The 26,424-nt window shown below is 65.9% G+C and carries 18 protein-coding genes and 1 pseudogene; 7 read left to right on the top strand and 12 right to left on the bottom strand.

All coding sequences use genetic code 11. The features are described 5' to 3' along the window. Positions 1-34: 34 nt before the first annotated feature. Positions 35-358, bottom strand: coding sequence for a hypothetical protein (locus tag ACFLEY_RS10950; RefSeq protein WP_060908598.1), 324 nt, complete (start codon positions 356-358; stop codon positions 35-37). Between the two features lie 354 nt (positions 359-712). Between ACFLEY_RS10950 and ACFLEY_RS10945 the strand changes: the two genes are divergently transcribed. Further along, positions 713-1,504: a L,D-transpeptidase gene (locus tag ACFLEY_RS10945; protein ID WP_171901122.1), complete on the top strand. Its 792-nt coding sequence runs from the start codon at positions 713-715 to the stop codon at positions 1,502-1,504. Between the two features lie 1,430 nt (positions 1,505-2,934). Further along, the gene (locus tag ACFLEY_RS10940; protein WP_060908599.1) at positions 2,935-3,918 is read left to right on the top strand and encodes a glycerophosphodiester phosphodiesterase; all 984 of its coding nucleotides are present in this window, start codon (positions 2,935-2,937) and stop codon (positions 3,916-3,918) included. Positions 3,919-4,057: 139 nt separating this feature from the next. On the opposite strand, the gene ACFLEY_RS10935 is transcribed toward ACFLEY_RS10940, so the two are convergent. After that, complete coding sequence (locus tag ACFLEY_RS10935; protein WP_060908600.1) at positions 4,058-6,337, bottom strand: spermidine synthase; 2,280 nt, start codon at positions 6,335-6,337, stop codon at positions 4,058-4,060. A gap of 318 nt (positions 6,338-6,655) precedes the next feature. On the opposite strand from ACFLEY_RS10935, the gene ACFLEY_RS10930 reads away from it, so the two are divergent. Next, complete coding sequence (locus ACFLEY_RS10930) at positions 6,656-8,266, top strand: NAD(P)/FAD-dependent oxidoreductase (protein ID WP_211433519.1); 1,611 nt, start codon at positions 6,656-6,658, stop codon at positions 8,264-8,266. A gap of 287 nt (positions 8,267-8,553) precedes the next feature. On the opposite strand, the gene ACFLEY_RS10925 is transcribed toward ACFLEY_RS10930, so the two are convergent. After that, positions 8,554-8,709, bottom strand: a complete 156-nt coding sequence (locus ACFLEY_RS10925) for a Flp family type IVb pilin (RefSeq protein ID WP_011089327.1) — start codon at positions 8,707-8,709, stop codon at positions 8,554-8,556. Between the two features lie 164 nt (positions 8,710-8,873). Between ACFLEY_RS10925 and ACFLEY_RS10920 the strand changes: the two genes are divergently transcribed. Beyond that, positions 8,874-9,761: a 50S ribosomal protein L11 methyltransferase gene (locus tag ACFLEY_RS10920; protein ID WP_060908602.1), complete on the top strand. Its 888-nt coding sequence runs from the start codon at positions 8,874-8,876 to the stop codon at positions 9,759-9,761. Positions 9,762-9,994: 233 nt separating this feature from the next. Here the strand turns inward: ACFLEY_RS10920 and ACFLEY_RS10915 are convergent, their stop codons facing one another. Next, positions 9,995-10,174 carry a hypothetical protein gene (locus ACFLEY_RS10915; protein ID WP_038966433.1) on the bottom strand — a complete coding sequence of 60 codons (180 nt, stop codon included), beginning with the start codon at positions 10,172-10,174 and terminating at the stop codon, positions 9,995-9,997. Positions 10,175-10,362: 188 nt separating this feature from the next. Between ACFLEY_RS10915 and ACFLEY_RS10910 the strand changes: the two genes are divergently transcribed. Together ACFLEY_RS10910 and ACFLEY_RS10905 are read left to right on the top strand one after the other, a co-directional pair. Beyond that, positions 10,363-12,192 (top strand): aminopeptidase P family protein, encoded by a 1,830-nt coding sequence (locus ACFLEY_RS10910; protein ID WP_038966432.1) that lies wholly within the window; start codon positions 10,363-10,365, stop codon positions 12,190-12,192. Between the two features lie 357 nt (positions 12,193-12,549). After that, positions 12,550-13,827, top strand: a pseudogene (locus ACFLEY_RS10905) (multidrug effflux MFS transporter). A 104-nt stretch (positions 13,828-13,931) separates the two neighbouring features. Here the strand turns inward: ACFLEY_RS10905 and ligA are convergent. Next, positions 13,932-16,079 (bottom strand): NAD-dependent DNA ligase LigA, encoded by a 2,148-nt coding sequence (gene ligA / locus ACFLEY_RS10900; RefSeq protein WP_060912670.1) that lies wholly within the window; start codon positions 16,077-16,079, stop codon positions 13,932-13,934. Positions 16,080-16,192: 113 nt separating this feature from the next. On the opposite strand from ligA, the gene ACFLEY_RS10895 reads away from it, so the two are divergent. Further along, a complete protein-coding gene (locus ACFLEY_RS10895; RefSeq protein WP_011089332.1) occupies positions 16,193-16,480 on the top strand; it encodes a GIY-YIG nuclease family protein in 288 nt (95 codons plus the stop codon). A gap of 91 nt (positions 16,481-16,571) precedes the next feature. Here ACFLEY_RS10895 and recN read toward each other — a convergent pair whose 3' ends face one another. From recN to ACFLEY_RS10860, 7 genes are all read right to left on the bottom strand, one after another. Then, complete coding sequence (gene recN, locus ACFLEY_RS10890) at positions 16,572-18,245, bottom strand: DNA repair protein RecN (protein ID WP_011089333.1); 1,674 nt, start codon at positions 18,243-18,245, stop codon at positions 16,572-16,574. Positions 18,246-18,258: 13 nt separating this feature from the next. After that, the gene (locus tag ACFLEY_RS10885) at positions 18,259-19,149 is read right to left on the bottom strand and encodes an outer membrane protein assembly factor BamD (RefSeq protein ID WP_028176240.1); all 891 of its coding nucleotides are present in this window, start codon (positions 19,147-19,149) and stop codon (positions 18,259-18,261) included. A 247-nt stretch (positions 19,150-19,396) separates the two neighbouring features. Further along, entirely contained in the window at positions 19,397-20,359 is a 963-nt protein-coding gene (gene lpxC / locus ACFLEY_RS10880) for a UDP-3-O-acyl-N-acetylglucosamine deacetylase (RefSeq protein WP_011089335.1), read from the bottom strand. Positions 20,360-20,715: 356 nt separating this feature from the next. Next, entirely contained in the window at positions 20,716-22,521 is a 1,806-nt protein-coding gene (gene ftsZ, locus ACFLEY_RS10875) for a cell division protein FtsZ (protein ID WP_011089336.1), read from the bottom strand. Between the two features lie 87 nt (positions 22,522-22,608). Beyond that, positions 22,609-23,931: a cell division protein FtsA gene (ftsA, locus tag ACFLEY_RS10870; RefSeq protein WP_011089337.1), complete on the bottom strand. Its 1,323-nt coding sequence runs from the start codon at positions 23,929-23,931 to the stop codon at positions 22,609-22,611. Then, entirely contained in the window at positions 23,928-24,956 is a 1,029-nt protein-coding gene (locus tag ACFLEY_RS10865; RefSeq protein ID WP_028176241.1) for a cell division protein FtsQ/DivIB, read from the bottom strand. Before ACFLEY_RS10865 ends, ftsA begins: the two co-directional genes overlap by 4 nt. Positions 24,957-25,295: 339 nt before the next feature. Further along, the gene (locus tag ACFLEY_RS10860; RefSeq protein WP_060912671.1) at positions 25,296-26,282 is read right to left on the bottom strand and encodes a D-alanine--D-alanine ligase; all 987 of its coding nucleotides are present in this window, start codon (positions 26,280-26,282) and stop codon (positions 25,296-25,298) included. Positions 26,283-26,424 lie beyond the last annotated feature (142 nt).

The following is a 26,424-nucleotide window of genomic DNA, read 5'->3' as shown; positions in this document are numbered from 1 at the left end:
GGGCTCGCGACTTCGTCGCGCCCCGGAATGACAATCACCGATAGCAATGGAAGCGGTGATAGCCGTTATAATACCCGCGGCAGTGACGGTAGTGACGGTGGGGAATGCCCAGCACGCCCTCGACCGCGCCCACAGCGCCGCCGACGCCGGCGCCGACCGCGCCTCCGACCACACCGCCCACCGGGCCGGCAATGCGGTTGCCTTCATGGGCGCCTTCCTGAGCACCGCGCACGATGCCCTGGGCATGGCCAGCTTGCGGCAGCGATAACAGCGCGAGCAGAATGGCGGCGGCCGCGAAAAACAGGCGGACAGGTAAACCGGCCGGCAATTGAACGGCGGCGATGCGAGCTTTGTTCATCTTCAGTCCCAGGGAGATACAAGAGGGAGATACAAGAGGGAGATACAAGAGGGAGATACAAGAGGTAAACGGCGGCGAAAACCGCCTATCGAGGCAGGCCATCATCAACGCCCGGAGCGGCCAAATGGTTGCGCCTTTGTGACGAATTGTCGGCGTCGTGAACGCATCTCCGCTCGCGAAAATGTCAATGCCGCCAGAGCCAGCGCGGCACAAAGCGGCCTTGCTTACATCAGACATCACGTTAACGATGGCCGGGCCGGCTGCTGGAACGAAAGCCGGATTGCAGGCATAGTGCACGCCGGGGGACGGAGAGCCGCGGCGCTTAGCGTGAACAGGCCGGAGGCCAGAACTCAAATGCGTTTTCAGATGCGTTCGTTTTTCATTACTTTCACCTCCCTGCTGCTTTTGAGCGCGGGCACCGCGCAGGCCAAGGTCGAAATCACCATCGACAAGGACAATCAGCAGATGACCGTCGCCGTCGACGGCGTCGCGCGCTATCACTGGCCGGTGTCGACGGGCATTCCCTCGCGCGAGACGCCGAACGGAGCGTTCCGCACCTTCCGCATGGAAGAGGACCACTACTCCAAGGAATTCGACGACGCGCCGATGCCGCACGCGATCTTTTTCACCAAGGTCGGGCACGCCATTCACGGCACCGACTCGGTCGGCCGTCTCGGCACGCCGGCATCCCATGGCTGCGTGCGGCTGTCGCGCCAGAACGCATCGACGCTCTATGCGCTGGTGCAGCAGCAGGGCGTGCTCAACACCACGGTGACGCTGACCGGCTCGGCGCAGGTGGCGCTGGCGCGCAATCCGCGCGGCCGCACCAACAATGCGGTGGCACGCGCACCGCAGCCTGCGGAAGAGCAGTACGCCACATCAGGCGATCCCGTGAATCTGACGCCGCCGGCGCAGCCCGCCCGCCGCTACATGCCGCAAGACGACAATTACATCTACCCTGCCGACGGCAGCGACACCGGTGCGCGCTATCCGGCGCCGCGTCCGGCCAGCCGCCCGCTCTATGACGCGCAGGTCTATCAGCAGCAGCCGCAGCAATATTACAATCAGGGCTACGGCCAGCAGGGCTACTATCAGCCACAGCCCCGCCAGTACTACCAGCCGCGCGGCTACTACTATCAGAACTGACGCTACCTGAACTGACGCTATCGCGGCGTCGCCGCGTTCGACGATCTTTCGCGCAGCATCGACGAAAGCGCGGGCGACCGGCTCGAGGATCTCGGGGCCGGTCGCGCCGAGATCGTCCGACGGCGTGTGGAACGTGCGATGGCGGCCGGCCATGCCGAGGAAATTGGGATAGCCCGCCGCGTGCACGTCGCGCAGCTCGCCGACCGCCTGCTTCTCCGTCACCAGACGTTTTGCCGCGACCCCGGCGAAGGCCTCGTCCGTCAGCGCAACGGCGGATTTGCTCAGCACGAGATAGCGCTCTTCCTCCGGCCGCTCGGTGCGGGCGCCTTCCGCAAAGCCATAGCACGCGTTCGACGAACCGAAATGGATCCACGCCAGCGTGTCCTTCGGCGCCGGCGCGCCGTGCTTCAGGAACAGCTCCATGCCGCCGTGACCGATTTCATGGCCTGCGGTGGCGATGAAGACGAGATGCGCCGGCCATTTTTCGGCAGCGACGGTGCGCGCCAGCGCGAGGAAGTTGGCGATGCCGGGGCCACGCTCGCAGACGCAAGAGTACCAGCCGGTCATCGGCGTCGAGACGACGATGGTCGGCCCGCGGCCGGCGCCGGTCTCGGCGATCACGTTGCGGCCGGCGACATCGCGCTCATAATGCCCTTTGACGTCGAAGGTGACGGGTTCGCCCGAGGCGATTGCGCGCTCGAATGTCGCGCGCGACCTGGCGCCGACCACCATCACCGGCACCGGCCAGGGCACATCCTCCTGCGTGACGTTGTAGGCGAAACGATCGTCCGCAGGATTGCCGATCGTCAGCAGGATGGCCGCCGGCTTCCTCGCCGCCGCTTCCGCGATCGCGGCGCGATGGGCGGGGCCGAGATAGGCGCCGCGATCGAATGGCAGCTCCAGCCAGAGGATCTTGCCGGCAACGTCGCCTTCGCGCGCAAGCAGCGCGGACAGATGGAAGCTGGCCTTGTCTTCCGGCGGCCACCAGAATGGCGTCGCCTCGATGCTCGTGCCGCTCGCCTCGGCGCTGGCCTGCTCGACGACATATTGCCGGCCGAGCACGACGGGCTGGAAGCTGACCTCGAACCCGGCCTGCTTCATCTCGCCGGCAATCCAGTCCGCCGTCGCGCGGTCGCCGGGCGAGCCGAAGCGGTGCAGGCCGAAGGATTCGTAGCGCGCGACGTCCGCATAGAGGCTCGCGCCCGAAAGCACATCCTTGGCTGCCGCCTGCCCGACCATGAGAACCGCCATCGTTGCGATGAAGATAAGCCGCATATGAATCGTCCCCGGACCGATCCTTTTTTTGGAGGGCCAGTTTCGGCCTTCCACGGCCTCCGTCAACCGCCTGTCGACCACGGGACTGGACGAACAAGCGAAGATTTCATATGCTTTCCTTTCCCTTGGTCCTTTCACTTGGGCTGCGAACTGTGATGCCGTCACGTGCCGCGACGATCCTGACCGTGCTCTCGGTTCTCACAGCAGGAGAAGCCATGGCCTTGGATCTCGAGGCGCATCGCGGCGGGCGGGCGCTGCTGCCGGAAAACACCCTGCCGGCCTTCGCCAACGCGCTGTCGATGGGCGTGGATACGCTGGAGCTCGACGTCGGCGTCACCGCCGATGGCGCGGTCATCATCTCGCATGAACGCGGGCTCAATCCCGATCTGGCACGGGATGCGAACGGCGCCTATGTCGCTCCGCCCGGCACGCCCTTCGTACGACTGCGGCTCGAAGAGGTCGGGACCTATGACGTCGGCCAGCTCCGTCCGGACAGTGCCTACGCCAGGCAATTCCCCGAGCAGCGCGCCGTCCCGGGGACACGCATTCCCACCTTGAGGCAGCTGTTCGCGCTGGTGCGCAAATCCGGCAACGATCGCGTGCGCTTCAACATCGAGACCAAGATCGATCCGAACCATCCGGACGAATCCCTCGACCCGCAAGGTTTTGTCACCAAACTGCTCGGGCTGATCGAGGCCGAGACGTTTTCCGAGCGCGTCGTGATCCAGTCGTTCGACTGGAGGACCCTGCAGCTCGTCCAGCAGCAGGCACCGACCATCCCGACCGTGTACCTGACGCTCCAGCGCGGTTCAGGCCAGACCGTGGTGCTGGACAAGGCCACCAACTGGACCGCGGGTTTCAGCCCCGCCGATCACGGCGGCTCGCTGCCGCGAACCATCAAGGCTGCGGGCGGCGCGATCTGGTCGCCCTATTTCGGCGATGTGACTGCGGCCCTCGTCTCGGAGGCTCACGGGCTCGGGCTGCGCGTCGTGGTCTGGACGGTCAACAAGCCCGAGGACATGACGCGCATGATCGAGATCGGCGTCGACGGAATCATCTCGGATAGGCCCGACCTGTTGCGGCAGGTTGCGGGCGAGAAGGGACTTGCGCTGCCGGCGGGAACGCCGGTGGCGCCTTGAGCGGTCTCGTGCTCCCGGACGCAGCGCAGCGTGCAACGCTGCTCTGCAGAGCCGGGACCCGGAATGATGGGCCCCGGCTCTGCAGCGCACCGCTGAAGAAGCGCTGCGCTGCGTCCGGGGCACGAGACATCGCAAAAACCTACTCCCCATCCCTCAAGCGCCGGTACAGCGCGCCCAGAATGTTGGAATAATCGTCGGTCCAGACCCGCACCCTGTCGTCGGCTTCGGTCTGCTCCCAGACCTTGGACGAGGCGATCTTGCCGACGTCGGCCTCCTCGCGCGCGGAGATGACGACGTCGGTCGAGAAGATGTAGTCGGCATCCCGCCCGGAATCCTCGTTGAAGACCCAGCTCTTGAGATCGTTGGCATCGGCGATGCCGACCACGACGGTTTCGAGATCGAGATGCCGGTTGGACACGTGCATCACCACGGCGCCGTGCGGAGCGAGCTTGTCCTTGTAGATCTTCATCGCCTCCTCGGTCGCAAGATGGATCGGGATCGCATCCGACGAATAGGCATCGACGATGATCAAGTCATAGGCGCCGTCCGGCTCCTTCGCGAAGGTCAGACGTGCGTCCCCGATCACCGGCTTCAGGTCCGGCAGACAGCTCGAGATGTAGCGGAAATTCTTCGGGTCGCGCGCCGCATCGACCATCGACTGGTCGATCTCGAAGAATTTCCAGCTCTCCCCTGGCTCGGCGGCACAGGCGAGCGTGCCCGATCCGACGCCGATCGCGGCGACCTTCAGCGGCGCGCCCTTGCGCTCGCGGAGCGCGGTGATGGCCTGACCGATGCCGCCGTCCTTGTGATAATAGGTGATCGCCTCGGGCCGCCCGGTGACCGGCGTGCCGTCATTGTTGCGGAAGCGCTCGGCGCCGTGGATCGTGGTGCCGTGCATCAGCACGTGGAAATAGCCGCCGGGCGTCTCCACGATCTTGTGGACGCCGAAGAAGCTGCGCACGGTGGTGACGCGGCCCTCATCCGCCGGATAGACACGGATCAACGCCAGCGCGAGCGCAACCGTGGCAAAGATCTTCCAGCGGCCGGCATTGAGCGCCAATGCCAGCAGCGCGGCGAGCACGCCGACGGAGCCGGCGACCCAGACGCGGTGATCCTCGAACCAGGTCGAAAGGCTGCCTGTGGTGTAGGACGGCGCAACGAGCGCCACCGCGAGCGCGGCGAGCGCCAGCCAGTACCATTTGACGATGCCGGCAAGACGCTCGTTGGCGGACGGGCGGCACAGCGCCGCGAGCGCGATCAGGATCGGATATTCGGCGATCCACGAGAAGGTGAATGGAGCAACGAGGCCTGCAAAGAGGCCGCCGACCATGCCGCCGAACGACAGCGCGACATAGAAGCCGGTGAGATATTTGGCGGCCGGCCGGGTCCGCGCCAATTCGCCGTGACAGGCCATGGCGATGACGAAGAAGCACAATTGATGACCGCCGAGCGTCAGCAGCAGATTCTGTTCGCCCCCGAAGGCCAGCAGGAAGACCACGCCCGCGATCGCCACCGGCTGGAGCATCAGCATCCATTTATGCGGCAGCAGCGGCCGCGACTGGAACACCACCACCCAGGTGAGCAAGTACAGCGACAGCGGCAGCACCCACAGAAGCGGCGCTGCCGCGACGTCGGTGGAGATGTGCGCGGTGACGGCGATGAGCAGTCCCGACGGCACCGCGGCGAGGAAGATCCAGCGCAGCCGCGTCACGAGGCCGGGGGCCGGCGCATTGATCTCCTCGGTCCGCGCATCGACCACCGCCAGTTTTGGCGAGCGCAGCAGCAGCACGCCACAGGCGGCGATCAGGAGAATCAGGAGGCCATAGCCGCCGGTCCAGAACCGGTTCTGCGTGTGCAGCGTGAACATCGGCTCCAGCAGGAACGGATAGGACAACAGCGCCAGGAAGCTGCCGATGTTGGAGGACGCATAGAGGAAATAGGGATCGTGTCCGGCGGGATGGCCGGTGCGGACGAACCAGGCTTGCAGCAGCGGATTGTTGGCGGCGAGCGCGAAGAACGGCAGCCCGATCGAGACCACGAACAGGCCGAGCAGCCAGACCGCATAGCCCGACGCGGGCGGCTCGCCATAGGCGGTGGCGATGCCGAGCGGCAGCGTGGCGAAGGCCAGGGCCAGCAACACCAGATGCACCACCACCGGAACGATCCGGTTCCGGACCTGCATCAACAGATGCGCATAGGCGTAGCCCGCCAGCAGCAGCGACTGGAAGAACACCATGGCGACCGACCACACCGCCGGCGAGCCGCCCAGACGCGGCAGCACCATCTTCGTGAACAGCGGCTGCACCGAGAACAGCAGCAGCGCGCTGACGAAGATCGCCGCGGTGTAGACCGCCAGCAGCAGCCAGTTGCGCGACGACGACGGCTGCTCCGTGGCGGCGGGTTGCACGATCGAATCCATGAAAGCTCCGGCAAAAGCGTTTTCCGGCGAAGTGGGCACCGGTTCGCGCGAGAAGACGCGTCGGATAGTTCCTCCGGCGGGCGCCGGACGGGGCGCAATGGAGCACAAGGCGCCTGAACGGGCAATAAAGGGGCTCGTGATGTTGCAGCGAGGAATGCTTGATATAGAGATGTCATTCCGGGATGGTCCGAAGGACCAGACCACGGGTGCGCAGTTGCGCACCGGGGAATCTCGAGATTCCGGGTTCGATGCGACGGGCCGCGCTACGCGGTCCCGTCGCATCGCCCCGGAATGACTGTGGAACATTCAGAAGCTCCCATGACCGAAACCGACGTCGTCATCATCGGCGCTGGCCATAACGGCCTCACCTGCGCGGCCTATCTCGCGATGGCGGGGCTGCGCGTGCGCGTGGTCGAGCGTCGCAAGGTGGTCGGCGGGGCGGCGGTCACGGAGGAGTTTCATCCGGGTTTCCGCAATTCTGTCGCAGCCTACACCGTGAGCCTGCTCAATCCGCAGGTGATCCGCGACCTCGGGCTTGCCGAGCAGGGCCTGCGTATCGTCGAACGGCGGGCGCAGAATTTTCTGCCAGCGCCGGACGGCAGCTATCTGCTCACCGGCGAGGGACGGACAAAAGCGTCAGTCGCGCGGCTGAGCGCGCATGATGCGGACGCACTCGACGGCTTCTCGCGCGAGCTGGAAGACATCGCCGACGTGCTGCGGCAGTTCGTGCTGCGCGCGCCGCCGAACCTGCTCGACGGTTTTGGCACCAACGCGATCCGCGAGGCCGTGAACGCATTGCAGAGCGCCAACATCCTGCGCGGCCTCACGCTGGAGCAAAGCCGCAGCCTGCTCGATCTCTTCACCCGCTCGGCCGGCGAGATGCTGGACGAGCGCTTCGAGCACGATCTGGTCAAGGCGCTGTTCGGCTTCGATGCCATCGTCGGCAATTATGCGAGCCCCTACGCCGCCGGCTCGGCCTATGTGATGCTGCATCACGCCTTCGGCGAGGTGAACGGCAAGAAGGGCGTCTGGGGCCACGCCATCGGCGGCATGGGCGCGATCACCCAGGCGATGGCGCGCGCCGCGCAGGGCCGGGGCGTCGCGATCGACACGGACGCCGGCGTGCGCGAGGTGATCGTCGAACGCGACCGCGCCGTCGGCGTCGTGCTGGAGAACGGCGCGACGATCCGGGCGAAATACGTAGCGGCCAACGTCAATCCAAAGCTGCTCTATACGCGGCTGATCGCGGCCGACGCCCTGCCGAAGGACTTCCTCGCCCGCATCCGGCACTGGAAGAACGGCTCCGGCACCTTCCGCATGAACGTGGCGCTGGACCGCCTGCCCTCCTTCACGGCGCTGCCGGATGACGGCGATCACCTCACCTCGGGCATCATCCTGGCGCCGAGCCTCGGCTACATGGACCGGGCCTTTCTCGATGCGCGCGCGCACGGCTGGAGCCGCGAACCCGTGGTCGAGATGCTGATCCCCTCCACGCTCGACGACACGCTTGCGCCCGAAGGCAAGCATGTCGCGAGCCTGTTCTGCCAGCACGTCGCGCCGGAGCTTCCCGACGGCAGATCCTGGGACGACCATCGCGACGAGGTCGCCGATCTCATGATCGCGACGGTGGACAGCTACGCGCCGGGTTTTGCGTCAAGCGTGCTCGGCCGCCAGATTCTCTCGCCGCTGGATCTCGAACGGCAGTTCGGCCTCCTCGGCGGCGACATCTTCCACGGCGCGCTGACGCTGAACCAGCTGTTCTCGGCACGGCCGATGCTGGGCCATGCCGATTATCGCGGCCCCCTGAAAGGCCTCTATCACTGCGGCTCCGGCGCCCATCCCGGCGGCGGCGTCACCGGCGCCCCCGGCCACAACGCAGCACAAGCGATCCTGCGGGATCACCGGTCGCTGTTCGGAAGCCGTGGATAGGTCTGTGGATGGGCTGTGGACAGGCTGTCGAGAGGTGTGTGCCCGGGAAGAGGATGGCGGCACCGGACCATCGGGACAAGTCTGGGGAAAGGCGGTGGAAAACCGCTGGCCAACGACGGGACGAGCCGGTGGATAACGCTCTGGCAAATGGCGGACAACCCGTGGACACCGGCCGGGAATCGCACGCGGGAAAATGACTTCGCCCGCCAGGAGCAATTCCCGAGCGGGCGCTAGTCAGACATTGCCTACGAAGAAAGGTGCCCCCGCTGGGAAATGGGAGGCGGAAATTACTTCAAGGAGGTGCTAATCGAAGTGAACTTTTCGTTCATCGTGGTGCCCAGGCCGTTCACCACGGTGATGATCGCCAGCGCGATACCGGCCGCGATAAGGCCGTACTCGATTGCGGTCGCACCAGATTCATTGGACCAGAACTTCAAAATCATGCGCGTCAAGACTCGCCTCCATTTCTATTTCAAGCTGCGTTGGTTCGCCCCCACATCCGAAAATCTACGGAGCGCAACCTTCGGACGGGTTAATCCCGGAACCGCAAGTTATGCGGAAAATTGGGAACAAAAGTTCCAAAAATTGAACCTGACGGAACCCTAGCATGCAGCCTTCCCCCACCCATCGCGCCAGCTTTTCGATCGGCAGCGAGGCCGCCGCCCGGCGCGTCGTCGACGTGCTCACCGAGGTGTTTTTCGAAGGCGATGCCGCGGTCGCCGCCTTCGAACGGCCGGACGGACAATGGGACGTCACGCTGCATTTTGCGGATGCGCCGGACCAGGCTTGGCTGCGCGAACTCGTTGTAAATTCAGCAGGAAATGAGATCGCCGACACGCTTTCCTTCGACACAGTCGAAGCCAAGGACTGGGTCAAGGCCAGCCTGGAAGACCTCGTCCCGGTGCCGGCCGGACGCTTCGTCGTGCACGGCAGCCATGACCGCGACCGCGTCGCGCCGAACAAGCTCAAGATCGAGATCGAGGCGGCGCTCGCCTTCGGCACCGGCCATCACGGCACCACGCGCGGCTGTTTACTCCTGCTTGACCATGTCCTGAAGAGTTCCCGCCCGAGCAACGTGCTCGACCTCGGCACCGGAACCGGCGTGCTGGCCATCGCGGCGGCGAAGGCACTGCATCGCGCCGTGCTTGCCTCCGACATCGACCCGCCCTCCGTGCGGGTGGCGGCCGAGAACGGCCGGCTGAACGAAGTCGGTCACCATGTGCGGGTGATCCGCGCCACCGGCTTCGCCGCGCCGGATTTTGCCCGGGCGGGCCCGTTCGACCTGGTGCTGGCCAACATCCTTGCCAATCCGCTGCGGCACCTGGCGAGTCCGATGGCGCGGCACCTGGCGCCCGGCGCGCGCGTCATCCTCTCCGGCCTGCTGACGCACCAGGCCCCCGCCGTGATCGCCGCCTATCGCGCACGCGGCCTCGTGCCGCTGCGGCATTTGCGGATCGAGGGGTGGAGCAGCCTGCTGCTGCGGAAGGTAGGGTAAGCTGATCAAGCATCCGCGACGGCGGTGTGCTCCCTCGCCCCGCTCTTGTCCGCCGAAGCTGTGGCGAAGGCGGATGCGGGGCCGCGACGAGCTTCGCTCGCGCTGAGAGGGTTGGGGTGAGGGGGAGTCTCCACGGGGGCGGTGAGAACTGGACTCGCGGAGAGTCCCCCTCACCCGGATTGCTTCGCAATCCGACCTCTCTCCGCAAGCGGGGCGAGGTGAACAAACACCGCCTACTCCGCCGGCTTCTCGTCCCGGCGCATCGCGCGCTCGCCCTGCAAGGCGCGCCGGGCGCGGCGCTCGGCGAAACGGTCGATCATCTGGCTGATGAGACCGCGCGGCTTCTTCGGTGTGGTTGCGGCCGGGGCCCGGCGGGCCGGCGGCGAAATCTTCTCAAACGTGAACGCTGGCATCGTGTGTCCCCTCGCCGTTGAGTAGAAACACTTGCTCGAATTTCCCTGTTATCCGGACGGAGCTCAAAGGCCGCATCCCTTTACTCCACTCGACTCAAGCGGAACTTTTTCAAGCACAGTCCATGCCAGATGCGCCGCGAATGCGTCCACATTGCGGAGCGATCCCCATAATCCTAAAGTGGTCCACCATGTTCGAAGCACACTTCCAGACATTCGAAGAGCCCGAGGCTGGCGTCGCATTGACGGCGCGCCTTGCGGCGCTCCGCGAAGAACTCGCCCGCCGCAAGCTGACCGGCTTCGTCATTCCGCGCGCCGACCAGCAGCAGAATGAATATGTGGCGCCCTCGGAAGAGCGGCTCGCCTGGCTGACCGGCTTCACCGGATCGGCGGGACTGGCGGTGGTGCTGACCCGCGAGGCCGCATTGTTCGTGGACGGCCGCTACACGATCCAGGCGGCCAAGCAGGTCGATGCAAAGGCCTGGGCGGTGGAATCGCTGATCGACCCGCCGCCGGAGAGCTGGGTGTCGGCGCATCTGAAAGCCGGCGACCGCCTCGGATTTGATCCATGGCTGCACACTTTTGCGGCAGCCGAGCGCCTCGCCGCCGCCTGCACCAGGGCCGGCGCCGAGCTGGTAGCGGTCGACAGCAACCCGGTGGACGCGGTCTGGCACGACCGGCCGCAGCCGCCGCTTGCTCCCGTCGCCGTGCACGGAGTGCAACATGCCGGCATCGGCGAGGCCGAGAAGCTGGCGCAGATCAAAAGCGAGATCACCAAGCTCGGCGCCGATGCGCTGGTGCTGTCGGACAGTCATGCGGTGGCCTGGACTTTCAACATCCGCGGCGCCGACGTCGCGCATACCCCGCTGCCGCTGTCCTACGCACTGGTGCCGAAGGACGGCCGGCCGACCATCTTCATCGACCACCGCAAGCTCTCCAACCTGACGCGCGACCATCTCGAGCAATCGGCCGACGTGCGCGAGCCCGATGCGATGGCGCCGACGCTGATGGCGCTGGCCAAGAGCGGCGCCGCGATCGCGCTCGACAATGCCACCGCGGCCGACGCGCTGAGCCGGCTGATCGCCGGCGCCGGCGGCAAGCCGGTGCGCGGCAGCGATCCGATTGCGCTGCTCAAGGCGGTCAAGAACGCGACCGAGATCAAGGGCACGCAGACGGCGCATCGCCGCGATGCCGTGGCGCTGGCGCGCTTCCTCGCCTTCATCGATCGCGAGGCGCCCAGCGGCAAGCTCACCGAGATCGACGCGGTGGAGGCGCTGGAGACATTCCGCCGCGACACCGGCGCGCTGAAGGATGTGTCGTTCCCGACAATATCGGGCACCGGCCCGAACGGCGCCATCGTGCACTACCGCGTCACCCGCAAGAGCAACCGGCGCATCGCGCCCGGCGACCTGCTGCTGATCGATTCCGGCGCGCAATATGAAGACGGCACCACCGACGTGACGCGCACCATGGCGGTCGGCGAGCCCACGGGCGAGATGCGCGACCGCTTCACCCGCGTGCTGCGCGGCCACATCGCGATCGCGCGCGCGATCTTCCCCGACGGCACCAATGGCGCGCAGCTCGACACGCTGGCGCGGCAATATCTCTGGGCCGCCGGCGTCGATTTCGAGCACGGCACCGGCCATGGCGTCGGCAGCTATCTCAGTGTTCACGAAGGACCGGCGCGGATCTCGAAGCTCGGCACCACGCCGCTGAAGCGCGGCATGATCCTCTCCAACGAGCCCGGCTACTACAAGACCGACGGTTTCGGCATCCGCATCGAGAACCTCGAGCTGGTCGTCGCCGCCGACATCAAGGGCGCCGAGAAGCCGATGAACGCGTTCGAGACGCTGACCCTGGCACCGATCGACCGCCGGCTGATCGATGTCGCCATGCTGACCAAAGACGAGCTCGACTGGCTCAATGCCTACCACGCGCGTGTGCGGGCCGAGGTAGGGCCGGCGCTGGACGAGGCAACGAAGGCGTGGCTCGATCAGGCGACGGCGGAGCTGAAGGCGTAAGGTCGTCATTCAGAGTGCAGCGCATAGCACTACGCGATTTGTGCAAGGCTATTCCCTCACCCACAGCCGTCATGCCCCGCCACCGGGTCTCGCCTTCGGCGAGCCCGATGACAGGCTCCGGCGGGGCATCCAGTACGCCGCAGCGTCTCCTTATCCCACTTCCGTCCCTGAATACTGGATTCCCCGCCTTCGCGGGGAAAGACACCGCATTTGTGGAACGAGACGTGCGCCCAGTCGGTCTCCATCGCGCTGTTATTATAACCGTCCCAAAATCCGAATAGCCGCATTCCGAAACGCCGATATCCGTCTTGTGCGAGCACGCTACAGTCCGATTCGAACTGTCAGAGACGGACACGCATGCACGGCATGATCAGCAGGCCGCCGGAAGCGGCAATGAAGACCATCGCGACCTCGCGCGTGGTGTTGCTGCTGCTCGTCGTCATGACCGGCATTGCGCCGATCTCGCTCTACATGCTGGTTCCGGCGCTGCCGGTGCTGGCGACGAACTTCGGCAGCGACATCTCGATCGCGCAGATGACGGTGTCGCTCTTCATGGTCGGCATCGCCTGCTCGCAGCTGATCATGGGGCCGCTGTCGGACAAGTTCGGGCGGCGCCCGGTGCTGCTCGCAGGGCTCGCGCTGATGGTGGCGGCGAGCGTTGCCTGCATCTTCGCGTAGAACCTGCCGCAACTGATCGCCGCACGCTTCTTCCAGGCGCTGGGCGGCGCCACCGGCATGGTGGTGAGCCGCGCCATCATCCGCGACATCTACGAGCGCCAGCGCGTCGCCTCCATGATCAGCCTCGTCGTCGCGGCCCTGATGATCGGACAGATGCTCTCGCCGCTCACCGGCGGCCTGATCGAGACCGCGTTCGGCTGGCGCGCGATCTTCTACGCCATCACCATCGGCGCAGTTGCGGTCGCCGTCGGCATCGCCGTGGCGCTGCCGGAAACGCGTCGCAGCCGCGCCGCCGGCAGCGGCTTTCGCGCCGACATCGGCACCCTGATCAGGAACCGCGCCTTCGTCGGCTTCGTGATGTGCCAGGTGCTGGCCTCGCAGATCATCTTCACCTTCGCCGGCGGCGGCCCCTACATCGTGGTGACGCAGATGGGCCGCAGCAGCGCCGAATACGGCGCGTGGTTTGCTACGTCAGGCTTTGCGTATCTCGTCGGCAATCTGCTCTGCGTGCGCTTCGCGCCGCGCCATTCGCTGGAAAAGCTGATCTGGTTCGGGCTCGGCCTTCAGCTCGGCGGCAGCCTTTTGAACCTGTTCTGGAGTTTCGCCGGCTGGAATGAAGCGCCCGCCTGGCTGTTCGGCACGCAGATGATCGTGATGGCCGGCAATGCCTTCGTGATGGCGAATTCCGCCGCCGGTGCGATCAGCATCCGCCCCGAAGCGGCCGGTACCGCGTCGGGCGCGATGGGCTTCCTCCAGCAGGGCATCGGCGCGCTGATGTCGCAATTCGGCGCCTATCTCGGCGGCCACTCCTCAACGACACTGCCGCTGACCTCCGCCGTGCTCGCGATCTCGCTGCTCTGCGCCTGCATGATGATCTTCGTCGTCCCTCGCCGCGAGGTCGTGGTGAGCGACACGCTGATCGAACAGGCGGAGGAGGAAGAGAGCGGGATGATGTAGAGGGATTTTTCTCCGTCATTCCGGGGCACCTCAAAGAGGCGAACCCGGAATCTCGAGATTCCGGGTTCGATGCTTCGCATCGCCCCGGAATGACGGAATCAAGATCACTCCCCGATCAGCTTCAGCCACTCGTCTTCGGTCAGCACCTTGACGCCGTGCTTGTTGGCCTCGGCGAGCTTCGAGCCGGCGCCCGGGCCGGCGACGACGAGATCGGTCTTCTTCGACACCGAGCCCGACACCTTGGCGCCGAGCCGCTCAGCGGTGGCCTTGGCTTCATCCCGCGTCATCTTCTCCAGCGAGCCCGTGAACACCACGGTCTTGCCGGCGACGGCCGAGTTGCTCTTCGGCTTCTCGGCGTCGACGATCTCGACCTCCTTGGTCAGGCGCTCGACGATGCCGCGGTTGTGGCTCTCGCCGAAATAATCGGCGATGCTCTTGATCACGGTGTCGCCGATCTGGTCGAGCGCATCCATGTCCGCCATCGCCTCCTCGTCGTCCTTGGCGACCTTGAGGCAGGCGTCGTGGAACGCCTCCCAGGAGCCGTAGCCGCGCGCCAGCGCCAGCGCGGTGGTCTCGCCGACATGGCGCATGCCGAGCGCATAGACGAAGCGCTCGAGCGCGATTCTGCGCCGGCTCTCGATGGCGGCGAAGAGGTTGCGCACGGAGGTGGCGCCGTAACCCTCGATCTCCTCGAGCTTGAGTTTCGCGTTGCGCTTCTCCAGCGTGAAGATGTCGGCGGGCTCTTTCACAAAACCTTCGTCGAAGAAATACTGGAGCTGCTTCTCGCCGAGGCCGTCGATGTCGAAGGCGCGCCGCGACACGAACAGCTTGAGGTGCTCGATCTTCTGATAGGGGCAGGCGAACTCGCCGGTGCAGCGGGCCCGCGAGCCCTCTTCGCCGGCGGCCGTCTCCTCGCGCGTGACGTCGGTGTGCAGCGGGCACGGGCACGTCTTGGGGAAGTGGAATTCCCTGGCAGTCTTCGGCCGCTTGTCGAGGACGACGTCGACCACCTGCGGGATGACGTCGCCGGCGCGCTGGATCACGACGGTGTCGCCGATCCTGATGTCGCGCCCCTCGCGCAGCACCTCGCCCTTGTTGCCGATGCCCTTGATGTAGTCCTCATTGTGCAACGTGACGTTCTGCACGATCACGCCGCCGACGCCGACCGGCTCGAGCTTGCCGACCGGCGTGAACGAGCCGGTGCGGCCGACCTGTATCTCGATGTCGCGCAGCACCGTCATGGCCTGCTCGGCGGGGAATTTGTGCGCGATGCCCCAGCGCGGCGTGCGCGAGACGAAGCCGAGGCGCTCCTGCCAATCGATGCGGTCGACCTTGTAGACGACGCCGTCGATGTCGTAGTCGAGCTCGGCGCGCTCTTCCTCGATCCTCTGGTGGAACGCGATCAGCTCCTCGACCGAGTGGCACAGCCTGGTCAGCGGATTGGTCTTGAAGCCGCAGCGCTCGAACCAGTGGATCATGCCGGTCTGCGTCTCCTCCGGCATCGCGCTCATCTCGCCCCAGGCATAGGCGAAGAAGCCGAGGGGGCGCGAGGCGGTGATGGTCGGATCCTTCTGGCGGAGCGAGCCGGCCGCCGAGTTGCGCGGATTGGCGAAGATCGTATCGCCGGCGGCCTTCTGCCGCTCGTTGAGCGCGAGGAACGCCTTCTTGGTCATGTAGACCTCGCCGCGCACCTCGCAGATGTCGGGGACATTGCGGCCCTTCAGCTTCTGCGGCACGTCTTCGAGCGTGCGGATGTTGGCGGTGACATCCTCGCCCTCCGCACCGTCACCGCGCGTCGCGGCGGTGACGAGCTCGCCGCCCTCATAGCGCAGCGACATCGAGAGACCGTCGATCTTCGGCTCGGCGGAGAAGTCGATCTTGTCGTCGTCGAGCTTCAGGAAGCGCACGATGCGGCCGACGAAGTCGCGCACGTCCTCTTCGGCAAAGGCGTTGTCGAGCGACAGCATGGGGACGGCATGCCGGACCTTCCTGAAGCGGCCTGACGGCGCCGCGCCGACCTTCTGCGAGGGCGATTCCGCGCTGACGAATTCCGGAAAGCGTTTTTCGATCGCATTGAAGCGCTGGCGCAGCGCGTCGTATTCGGCGTCGGTGACGGTGGGCGCGTCATCCTGATAGTAGCGCTTGTCATGCCCTTCGAGCTCCAGCGCGAGCCGCATGAGCTCGACCTTGGCCTGCGCCTTGGTGAGCTCGGCGACGTCACGGAGCGGTTTTGATTTTGCTGCTCTTGCCATCATACTTAAGGTTCTAGCTCGTCGTTCCGGGATGGTCCGAAGGACCAGACCCGGAACCTCGAGATTCCGGGTTCGCACTTCGTGCACCCCGGAATGACGGTGGGAAGGGGCTCATGGCGTATTACGTCTATATCCTAGCAAGCCGCCGCGATGGAGCAATCTATGTCGGCATCACCAACGACCTCGTACGCCGCACCTACGAGCATCGAATCAAGGCTGTTCCCGGATTCACAACGAAATACAATATTACTCGGCTGGTCTGGTTCGAGATTTATGATGATCCGATTTCAGCGATATCGCGTGAGAAGGAGTTGAAGAAGTGGAAGCGAGCCTGGAAGGTTCAGTTGATCGAGAAAACGAACCCAACTTGGGATGATCTGTACGAATCGATTTGCAGCTAAGCCCGTCATTCCGGGGCGGCGAAGAGCCGAACCCGGAATCTCGAGATTCCGGGTTCGATGCTTCGCATCGCCCCGGAATGACAGTGTGCAACTAAGCCGTCGCCGCCTTGAGCAGCCGGTCCGCAGCCGCCCGTGCCTCGGCGGTGATCTCGGCGCCGGCGAGCATGCGGGCGATCTCCTCGCGGCGGTGGTCGGCGGCCAGCGCGTTGACGCGGGTGGCGACGCGCTTGCCCTTGTCGAGGGCGTCCTTGGAGATGAGCAAATGCTGGTCGGCCCGCGCGGCGACCTGCGGGGCGTGGGTCACGGCCATCACCTGGACCTTGCCGGCAAGCCGCGCCAGGCGCCCGCCGATGGCGTCCGCGACCGCACCGCCGACACCGGTGTCGATTTCGTCGAACACGAGCGTCGGCGCCGAGCCGCGGTCGGACAGCACGACCTTGAGCGCCAGGAGAAAGCGCGACAGCTCGCCGCCGGAGGCGACCTTCATCAGCGGGCCCGGCTTGGTGCCCGGATTGGTCTGCACCCAGAACTCGACGCGATCAAAACCTTGCGGCCCCGGCGCGGCCTCGTCGGTCTCGACCTGGGTCATGAATTTCGCGCGCTCGAGCTTGAGCGGGGCGAGCTCGGCATTGACGGCCTTGTTGAGCTTCTCGGCCGATTTCTGCCGCGCCATCGACAGTTTCTTGGCGGCCGCGGCATAGCGGCTATCTGCCTCGATCGCAGCCTGCTCCAGCTTCTTCAGGCGCGAGGCACCGGCATCGATCAGCACGACGTCGGCGGCGTATTTGGCGGCGAGCGCGGCGAGCCCGTCGACCGGCGTAGAATATTTGCGCGAGGCGGCGCGCAGGGCGAACAGCCGCTCCTCGATGCGTTCGAGCTCGGCCGGATCGAAATCGGTTGCGGCGAGCGCGGCCTGAAGATGCTGGTCGGCTTCCTCCAGCGCGTTGATCGCGGCGTCGATCGCCTTGACTGCGGGCTCGACCAGCGCCGGCGAATTGACGCCGCGGCGCTCCAGCCGGCGCACCGCGGCCGACAGCGCCGCGACCGGAGAGTGGTTGCCGCCCACCGCCTCCTGCGCCTCGCGCAGGTCGGAGGCGATCTTCTCGCCCTGCATCATCGTGGTCCGGCGGGACGCCAGCGAGGTCTCCTCGCCGTCCTTGGGGGCGAGCTGCTTCAGCTCGTCGGAGGCGTGGCGCAGATAGTCGGCCTCGCGCGCGGCCCGCTCCATGCCGGCGCGATGCTCCTCCAGCTCGGTGTTGGCGGTGCGGCGCGCATCCCAAAGCGACTCGACGACCGCAACGTCCTTCTCGAGGCCGGCAAAGGCATCGAGCAGGCGGCGGTGCGTGGCGGCATCGACCAGCGCGCGCTCGTCATGCTGGCCGTGAATCTCGACCAGAGCGGCGCCGACCGCCTTCAGCGTCTGCACGCTGATCGACTGGTCGTTGATGAAGGCGCGAGTGCGGCCGTCGGCGAGCTGGACGCGGCGGAGAATCATCTCGCCGGTGTCGTCGAGACCGTTCTCGGCGAGGATCGCCGCCGCGGGGTGATTTTTGGGGATATCGAAGACGGCCGTGACCTGCCCCTGCTCCGCGCCGTGGCGCACGAGGCCGGCGTCGCCGCGGCCGCCGAGCGCCAGCGCAAAGGCATCGAGGAGGATGGATTTGCCCGCACCGGTCTCGCCGGTCAAAACCGCGAGGCCCGTCGCGAATTCGATATCGAGCCGTTCGATCAGGACGATGTCACGGATCGACAGACGCGCTAGCATGGAACCAAATTTCCTAGCCGAGGCCCATTTTCTTGAAGGTCTTGCTGATCCAGGACCCCTGATTCTCGCTCGGCTCGAGACCACCCGATTTTACAAGATTATAGGCGTCCTTGTACCAACGGCTGTCAGGAAAATTGTGGCCAAGCACAGCGGCCGCGGTCTGCGCCTCGCCGACGATGCCGATCGCCATATAGGCTTCGGTCAGCCGGTAGAGCGCCTCCTCGACATGGCGCGTGGTCTGGTACTGCGTGACCACGGCCTTGTAGCGGTTGATCGCCGCCGTGTAGTCGCGCTTCTGCATGTAATAGCGGCCGACGTTCATTTCCTTTCCGGCGAGCTGGTCGCGCGCGCCCTCGATCTTGGCCTTGGCCGAGGTCGCGTATTCGGACGTCGGATATTTGCGGATCACCTCTTCCAGCGAGGCGATCGCCTTCTCGGTGCGGCTCTGGTCGCGGCTGATGTCCGGGATCTGGTCGTAATGCGAGGCGGCAATCAGGTATTGCGCATAGGCCGCGTCCGGGCTGCCGGGATGCAGCGTGACATAGCGGGTGGCGGCGCCGATGCAGCCGTCATAGTCGCCGCCCTGGTAGGACGCATAGGCGGACATCAGCAACGATTTGCGGGCCCAGTCGGAATAAGGATGCTGGCGGTCGACCTCTTCGAACTTCTTGTTCGCCGCCTTCATGTCCTTCTTCTCGTTCATGAGGTACAGGCCCTCATTGTAGATCTTGTCGGCGGGCTCCTCGACGAAGGTGTCGTCCTTGGCGGTGAACTTGTCCCAGAGCGCGCCGGTGCCGCAGCCGGCCAGCGGCAGCGCGAGCATGATGAAGGTGACGGCCTGAAGCCCCCCGCGCGCGCGAGGCGAGATCGAAAGATATCCGCGCGTCATACGCTGTGCCGACATGAGTTTTAAGCCCTGACGCCCTGTGATGCGGTGCCCGCCAGCCCACGAACCCCGTCATGGGCGCGAAATGATGCCGTGGTGCCTGCCATGCGACCACGCCGATGTATCCGAAAAACGATCGTTAACCAACCGTATGGGCAGGCATTTCGCCCGGATTAAGGCGAACGTGCCGCAATGCTAGTCGATCATGGTTACCAGGAGTTTCCCGGGGACAGCCGCCGCCAGACGCCCGCGGCCACAGGTGTCTTCAGGACACGTCCGGCCCGTAGGCCGCGGCAATCCGGCCGCCGACGATACCGCGACCGGTTTCGGCCACGGGACGCGTGGTGCGGCGGACCGCCTCGCCCTCGACCACCCGCCAGGCGGTACGGTCGGCAAGCAGCGCGGTCAGAACGGCGTGGTTGAGCTTGTGGCCGCCGCGCACCGAGCGGTAGGCGCCAAGCAGCGGCAGGCCGGCCAGCGCGAGGTCGCCGATCACGTCCAGCACCTTGTGGCGGACGCATTCGTCGGCGTAGCGCAGGCCCTCGGTGTTGAGCAGCCGCTCATCGTCGAACACGACGGTGTTGTCGAAGGAGGCGCCAAGCGCGTAGCCCGCGCTCCAGAGCCGGGCGACGTCGCACATCAGGCCGAACGTCCGGGCGCGGCCGACTTCGCGGCGGAAACGTTCCGGGTTGAGGTCGAAGGCGTAGCTCTGCCGACCGATGACGGGGTTGGCGAAATCGATCTCGACCTCGGCGCGGAACCCGTTGGCGTGGGGCCGGATCTCGCCGAAGGAGTCGCCGATCTTGACCGAGATCGGCTTCAAAACCTGAATGAAGCGGCGCTGCGCCGGCTGGGTGACGATGCCGGCCTGCTCGATCGCCGCAATGAAGGCCGCGGCGCTGCCGTCCATGATCGGCACTTCCGGCCCGTCGATCTCGATAGCCGCGTTGTCAACGCCCATACCCCGCAGCGCAGCAAGCACGTGCTCGGCGGTCGAGACCAGCGGACCGTCGCGGTCGCCGAGGACGGTGGCGAGATCGGTCGCGATCACCTGCTCGGCGGTTGCCTGAACTTCGCGGTCACTCCCCTCAAGGCCGGTACGGACAAAAACAAAACCTGCGTCGACGGGCGCAGGTCCAAGCGTGAGGGTGACGGGAAGACCGGAATGAACGCCGACGCCAACCACGGTGGCTTGCGCACGAAGCGTTGTTTGCCGGCTAAATTTCATCAGGAACCGCCCCACTACGACCACTGCGACTTATACAAACCTGACAGACTGGCCAAGGCCGCCGTCCGAATCCGTATCCCCAAGTCACGGCAAACCATAGTCACTGCCTCAAACAGCGCCAACTCACGCTTTTTTACCGATTGTTACCCCAAACCTGCCGTATTCGCGAAAGGCTTAACCAAATTGCACCGAGGTTTTGGGCTGCTGCCGGCGGTTTTACTGAACCACCCAATGCATAATTAATGATTTAAAATCAGTTGCTTGGCCATGCAATCCGGGCATGCCCGGTGAAAATGGAAAGGCCCCGGCAAGCTTGCTGCCGGGGCCTCTTTGCGTCTGCCTTATTGTAGCAATCCTCAGGTCGCCTGACGCCGCAGGAAGGCCGGGATATCAAGATGGTCGTCACCCTGTGGCGCCGGCGCAACAGGCGCGGAACGGCCATGCACGTCGAGGCCCTGCGGCGCGGGACGCCGCGCATACTCCGATACCGGTTCGGTGGCCGCGATCTGCTGTGCCACGCTCTTCTGCGGACGACGCTCCGGCAGCGGCGGTATCGCCGGACCAGCGGTGCGGGCGGCGACCGGCGGCTCACTCTCCTCGTCGCGGCGGCCAAGGCCGACATTGGCGAGGCGCTGGAGCAGCGACAGGCGGGTCTTCTGCGGGGTCTCTTCTTCGACTTCGCCGCGGGCCTGACGAATCTCGGCCTGGGCCGGCATCGGCAGCTCCTCGAGGCGCGGCATCCGCGGCGCACGCATCGGCGCGCGCTCGGCCTGCGGCGGGATGAAGGTTTCCGGCGTCATCGGCTCCTGCATCGCGACCGGGGCCTGCTCAGGCTCCGGGAACAAGGTCGGCTTCTGCGCGATCGGGCGCACGGTGACGTCGCCATAGGTCTGCATCGGCGCGGGCGCCTGCGGAACGTCGGCAACGGCAGCCGCGATTGCGGCGAGCGCAGCACGCTCGACGTTCGGACGCGGCGCCACCGGCGCGGCAGCGGCCGGCGCGAATCCAGACACTGGGGCCTGCGCATCCAGCTTCTGGGCACGTTCGGCCAGGCGCTGGTTGTCGGCACGCAGACGCGCGGTCAGGTCGGCGAGACGGCTCTCGGCGGCGGCGGCCGGAGCTGCGGGAGCCTGCTGCACCTGCGGCGCTGCGTTCGCGACCGGAGCGGAGGTAGCCTGGCTGTTGCGGGCGATCGCGGCCTGCTCGATGCCGGTGGCGACGACCGAGACGCGGATCAGGCCATCGAGCGCTTCGTCGAAGGTGGCGCCGACGATGATGTTGGCGTCCTGGTCGACTTCCTCGCGGATGCGGGTTGCGGCCTCGTCGACCTCGAACAGCGTGAGGTCCTTGCCGCCGGTGATGGAGATGAGGAGGCCCTTGGCGCCCTTCATCGAGCTATCGTCGATCAGCGGGTTGGCGATCGCGGCTTCCGCGGCGGTCAGCGCGCGCTTGTCGCCGGAGGCCTCGCCGGTGCCCATCATCGCCTTGCCCATCTCCCTCATCACCGCTCTCACGTCGGCGAAGTCGAGGTTGATCAGGCCTTCCTTGACCATCAGGTCGGTGATGCAGGCGACGCCCGAATAGAGCACCTGGTCGGCCATCGCGAAGGCGTCGGCGAAGGTGGTCTTCTCGTTGGCAACCCGGAACAGGTTCTGGTTCGGGATGATCAGGAGCGTGTCGACAACCTTGTGCAGCTCGTTGATGCCGGCTTCGGCGGTGCGCATGCGGCGGCCGCCTTCGAAGTGGAACGGCTTGGTGACGACGCCGACGGTGAGGATGCCCATGTCGCGCGCAGTCTTGGCGATGACGGGAGCAGCGCCGGTGCCGGTGCCGCCGCCCATGCCGGCGGTGACGAACACCATGTTGGCGCCCGAGAGATGGTCGCGCAGCTCGTCGATCACCTCTTCCGCCGCCGCGGCGCCGACGTTCGGCTGCGAGCCGGCGCCGAGACCTTGCGTGACCGCCGTGCCCATCTGCACGATGCGCTGCGCCTTCGACATCGTCAGCGCCTGCGCGTCGGTGTTGGCGACGACGAAGTCGACGCCCTGCAGGCCCGCCGTGATCATGTTGTTGACGGCGTTGCCGCCGGCGCCGCCGACGCCGAACACGGTGATCCGGGGCTTCAGTTCGTGAATGTCAGGAACATTGATGCTGATGGTCATGTTTGCCTCTCGATCACGCGCGCGTGGGTTCGCCCCGGCCGGCGGCCGCGGGAGTTGGTGAAAATGAGAAATTGCGGAAAGGAGTCATCAGAAGCCCTCGCGTAGCCATCGTCCAACCTTTCCGAAATAACCGCCGGTCCCTGTCCTGACCTGCTGCCGCGTATGCCGCGGTTCGACATGCTCCTGGTGAACATATTGCGGGTAGACGAGGAGTCCGGCGGGCACCGCGAACGCGGCGTTCTTCGCCTCGTTGGGCAGCCGGCCGAAGCCGAGCGGACGTCCGACCCGCACGGGCCGGCCGAGAATCTGTGTTCCGAGTTCGACGAGACCGGTCAGTTGCGAGGCGCCGCCCGAGAGCACGACGCGGCCGTTGGGCTCTGATGCGAAGGGCGAATCCTTCAACCGGTCCCGGACCATTTCGAAGATTTCCTCGGCACGGTGCTTGACGATGTTGGCGATGGTGGCGCGGGAGACGATCTGTGGCAGATCCTGCTCGTCACCGGCTGTCGGCACAGACATCAGCTCACGCGAGTCCGATCCGCCGGTGATGACGGTCCCGTATAACGTCTTGATTCGCTCGGCATCGGCAATGGTCGCGGACAGTCCGCGCGCTAGATCCATCGTGATGTGTTGCCCGCCGACCGCAAAACCGGCCGCGTGCACGAAGCGGCCGCCGGCATAGACCGCCATCGTGGTGGTGCCCGCGCCCATCTCGACGACGGCCGCGCCGAGATCGGCCTCGTCGTCGGTCAGCACCGACAGGCCGGCGACATAGGGGCTCGCCGCCATGGCTTCGACATTGATGTGGCAGCGCTCCACCGCGAGCATCAGGTTCCGCGCCACGGTGGCGTCACAGGTGACGACGTTCATGTCGACACCGAACTGATGCGCGACCATGCCGCGGGGATCGCGGATGCCCTTGACGCCGTCGAGCGTGTAGCCGACCGGCAGCGCGTGCAGCACGGTGCGGCCCTCGCCGGTGGCGTGGCGCATGCCGGTGGAGGTGACGCGGCTGACGTCGGCCGGCGTCACGGCGCCGCCGCGGATGTCGGCGGCGGCTTCGACCAGCTGGCCGGAGAGCCGGCCGCCGGAGACCGAGAGCAGCACGGACTCGACCCGCACCTTGGCCATCTTCTCCGCAAGCCCGACGGCCTGGCGCACCGCCTGCTCGCATTCGCCGAGATCGACCACCGCGCCGGCCTTCATGCCGCGCGACTGGATCTGGCTGTAACCGATCAGCTCCACCGCGTGGGTGCGGCCGCGCAACGCCTCGCTCGGCGCCGACGGCTTCAGCCGCGCGATCATGCAGGCGATCTTGCTGGTGCCGATGTCGAGGCAGGCGACGAGCCCGCCGCGCTTGTGCGGCATCTGGCGCGTCTTCGGCGTCTGGGTGCGATCGAGACCGGTCATGCAGCGTCCCCGGCCTTCTTTTTCTTCTTGTCCTTGAACTGCTCTTCGCGCGCCTTGGCGGCGTCCTCGGACAGCTGCACCACCAGGCGATCGGGCAGGCGCATGTCGACGGCGACGATGTCGCGGGAGAACAGCTTGTCTTCCTTGTCGAGCCTGGACAGCATCGCAAGCGCGTTGCCGACGTCCTGCTCGGGCAGGCGGATGTCGAGGCCGTCCTTGAGCCTCAGGTTCCAGCGCCGCTCGCCGACGAAGATCGCGGCCTTGGTGATCGAGTTGACCTGCGGATAGCGCGCCAGCAGCGCGAGGAAATCGCGGGCCTGCGTGTCGGCGCCCTTGCCGACCACGAGCGGCAGCGACAGGAACCGGCGCGAGACATAGGGCTCGAGCACGGCGCCGTCATCGGCGATGACGGAGAGGCGGCCGGCCTCCTGCCATAGCGCGAACGCCTTGCGCTCGGTGAGCTCGATCATGAGCTGGCCCGGATAGAGCTTGAGCACGGTCGCATCCGCGATCCAGGGATTGGCCTTGAGCTTGTCGCGCACGGCGTCGGCGTCGAGGAACAGCAGCGAGGAACGGCCGCTGACGCCGCCGATTGCGAGGATCTCGTCCTGGGTGAGCTGCTTGCGGCCGTTGATCACGACCGAGGTAATGCGGAAGCCGGCGGAATTGGCCATCGCGTTGCGGGCGTCGCTGACCGCCGTGACGAAATCCTGGAGATGGCCGCCCTTGACGATGCCGAAGCCGCAGCTGCCGATCAGCAGCAGCACGGTCATGCTGATCCCGACCCGGCGCGGCAGATAGCGCTCGACCAGCGCGACCACGCGCGGCGGCGGCTCGCGCTCGACCACGGCCTTCGCTTTGATCTTGTCCTTGGCGGCAGCGCGTGCGGCGTGAAGTCTTTCCTGGCGCTTGTCCTGCACCCACTCGCGCAGAAGCACGACCGCTCCGATAGCGGCCGCCTTCAGATCAGCTTGGGGCCTCAGCGATCTGAAAAACGACCGGGTGAGGCTTCCTGCACCATCCATTGCACGAGCTCGTCAACAGTTTGCCCGCGACATCGCGCGGGTCCTGGCGAACATGACGTCTCGGACTTGCCGGGTCGGATCAGCAGACGAAGCCTCTCCCATCAAAGCGTTCGCTGGAGGTGACATCACCCGCAACAGCTCACGCGCCGGCAGCCAAAGCGCCATATGCGCCGCCAGCGTTAACCTTCGGATGTCCTGGTAAACAAAAGGTAAAGTTCGTTAACGCGGGACGCTTTTTGCCCAGCCCTGTGAGGCATTTATGCCGCGATGTCCGGCATTTTACCGGATTTGGGGCCCAAAACGGGCCGTTTCGCCCGTTTGGCCGTTAACCAGTCCTAATTATTTCCGTACACCCCGCCCGGCGAGCTCGACCAGGCCGCGCAGGAAGTCGACGAACGCGATGCCCTCGGCCTTCAGCGCCTTGGGGTAGAGCGAGGACTTGGTCAACCCGGGGAGCGTGTTGGTTTCGAGATAGACGAGCCCCTTGGCCGAGACGATGAAGTCCGAGCGGGAATAGCCGGTGCAGGACATCGCCCGGTGCGCCAGCATCGCTTGCTGCTTCAGCGCGGCGGTGATCTCGGGCGTGAAACGGCCGGGGCAGATCTCCTGCGTCGTCGACAGAAGGTACTTTGCGGCGTAGTCGAAATTGCCCTCGCCCGGAATGATCTCGATCGGCGGCAGCGAGACGATCGAGCCGTCGGTGCGCTCCAGCACGCCGCAGGTCGCCTCGACGCCGGCGATATAGGGCTCGATCACATACTCCTCGTGCTTCGCGGCATTGCGGACGGCGACGAGGTCCTGCCTGGCGTTGACGAAGATCAGGCCGTAGCTCGACCCGTCCCGCGCCGGCTTTGCGATCAGCCGGCCGTATTCGGCGAAGGCCGCGTCGATATCCTCCAGCGCGATGTTTGCGGGCGGCGTCACGCCGCCGAGCGCGGCGAAATGCTTGGCCGCGATCTTGTCGAAGGCGAGATGCGAGGAGGCCGAGCCCGAACCGGTGAACGGCACGCCGCGCGCCTCGCACATCACCTGCAATTCGCCGTTCTCGGCACATCCGCCATGCAGGCCGAGCACCAGCACGCGATCTTCCGCCTTGGCCTGGTCGAGCGCCTGCACCAGCGGAATGCCTGATGTGCCGGGCTTGAACTCGTCCTCGAACGGACGGGCATGTTCGAGCAACTGCTTCGACTGGACGACATGCACCCTGTCCTCGACGTCCCACCACCACAGATCGGCCTCGGGCAGCGCCTGATGCAGCGCCTGGGCCGAGGCAACCGAAACCAGACGCTCCCGGTTGGAGCCGCCGAAGAGGATGGTGATGCGCATGTTCATAGTCCGCAATCTCTCTAGTTCGTCATTCCGGGGCGCGACGAAGTCGCGAACTACGATGCGCAATTGCGCATCTGAGAATCCATCTCTCCACCGTCTCTGCCGCCCGATGGATTCCGGGCTCTCGCTTCGCGAGCCA

The sequence above is a fragment of the Bradyrhizobium sp. YCK136 genome, from assembly GCF_044570075.1.
Classification (GTDB): Bacteria; Pseudomonadota; Alphaproteobacteria; order Rhizobiales; family Xanthobacteraceae; genus Bradyrhizobium; species Bradyrhizobium diazoefficiens.
Note: the sequence above shows the minus strand (reverse complement) of the source record. Positions and strands in the feature narration are given on the sequence as shown.

Coding starts and splice junctions, on each gene's coding strand:
- ACFLEY_RS10950 (WP_060908598.1), bottom strand. CDS start 358: ATGAACAAAGCTCGCATCGCCGCCGTTCAATTGCCGGCCGGTTTACCT.
- ACFLEY_RS10945 (WP_171901122.1), top strand. CDS start 713: ATGCGTTTTCAGATGCGTTCGTTTTTCATTACTTTCACCTCCCTGCTG.
- ACFLEY_RS10940 (WP_060908599.1), top strand. CDS start 2,935: ATGCCGTCACGTGCCGCGACGATCCTGACCGTGCTCTCGGTTCTCACA.
- ACFLEY_RS10935 (WP_060908600.1), bottom strand. CDS start 6,337: ATGGATTCGATCGTGCAACCCGCCGCCACGGAGCAGCCGTCGTCGTCG.
- ACFLEY_RS10930 (WP_211433519.1), top strand. CDS start 6,656: ATGACCGAAACCGACGTCGTCATCATCGGCGCTGGCCATAACGGCCTC.
- ACFLEY_RS10925 (WP_011089327.1), bottom strand. CDS start 8,709: ATGATTTTGAAGTTCTGGTCCAATGAATCTGGTGCGACCGCAATCGAG.
- ACFLEY_RS10920 (WP_060908602.1), top strand. CDS start 8,874: ATGCAGCCTTCCCCCACCCATCGCGCCAGCTTTTCGATCGGCAGCGAG.
- ACFLEY_RS10915 (WP_038966433.1), bottom strand. CDS start 10,174: ATGCCAGCGTTCACGTTTGAGAAGATTTCGCCGCCGGCCCGCCGGGCC.
- ACFLEY_RS10910 (WP_038966432.1), top strand. CDS start 10,363: ATGTTCGAAGCACACTTCCAGACATTCGAAGAGCCCGAGGCTGGCGTC.
- ligA (WP_060912670.1), bottom strand. CDS start 16,079: ATGGCAAGAGCAGCAAAATCAAAACCGCTCCGTGACGTCGCCGAGCTC.
- ACFLEY_RS10895 (WP_011089332.1), top strand. CDS start 16,193: ATGGCGTATTACGTCTATATCCTAGCAAGCCGCCGCGATGGAGCAATC.
- recN (WP_011089333.1), bottom strand. CDS start 18,245: ATGCTAGCGCGTCTGTCGATCCGTGACATCGTCCTGATCGAACGGCTC.
- ACFLEY_RS10885 (WP_028176240.1), bottom strand. CDS start 19,149: ATGTCGGCACAGCGTATGACGCGCGGATATCTTTCGATCTCGCCTCGC.
- lpxC (WP_011089335.1), bottom strand. CDS start 20,359: ATGAAATTTAGCCGGCAAACAACGCTTCGTGCGCAAGCCACCGTGGTT.
- ftsZ (WP_011089336.1), bottom strand. CDS start 22,521: ATGACCATCAGCATCAATGTTCCTGACATTCACGAACTGAAGCCCCGG.
- ftsA (WP_011089337.1), bottom strand. CDS start 23,931: ATGACCGGTCTCGATCGCACCCAGACGCCGAAGACGCGCCAGATGCCG.
- ACFLEY_RS10865 (WP_028176241.1), bottom strand. CDS start 24,956: ATGGATGGTGCAGGAAGCCTCACCCGGTCGTTTTTCAGATCGCTGAGG.
- ACFLEY_RS10860 (WP_060912671.1), bottom strand. CDS start 26,282: ATGCGCATCACCATCCTCTTCGGCGGCTCCAACCGGGAGCGTCTGGTT.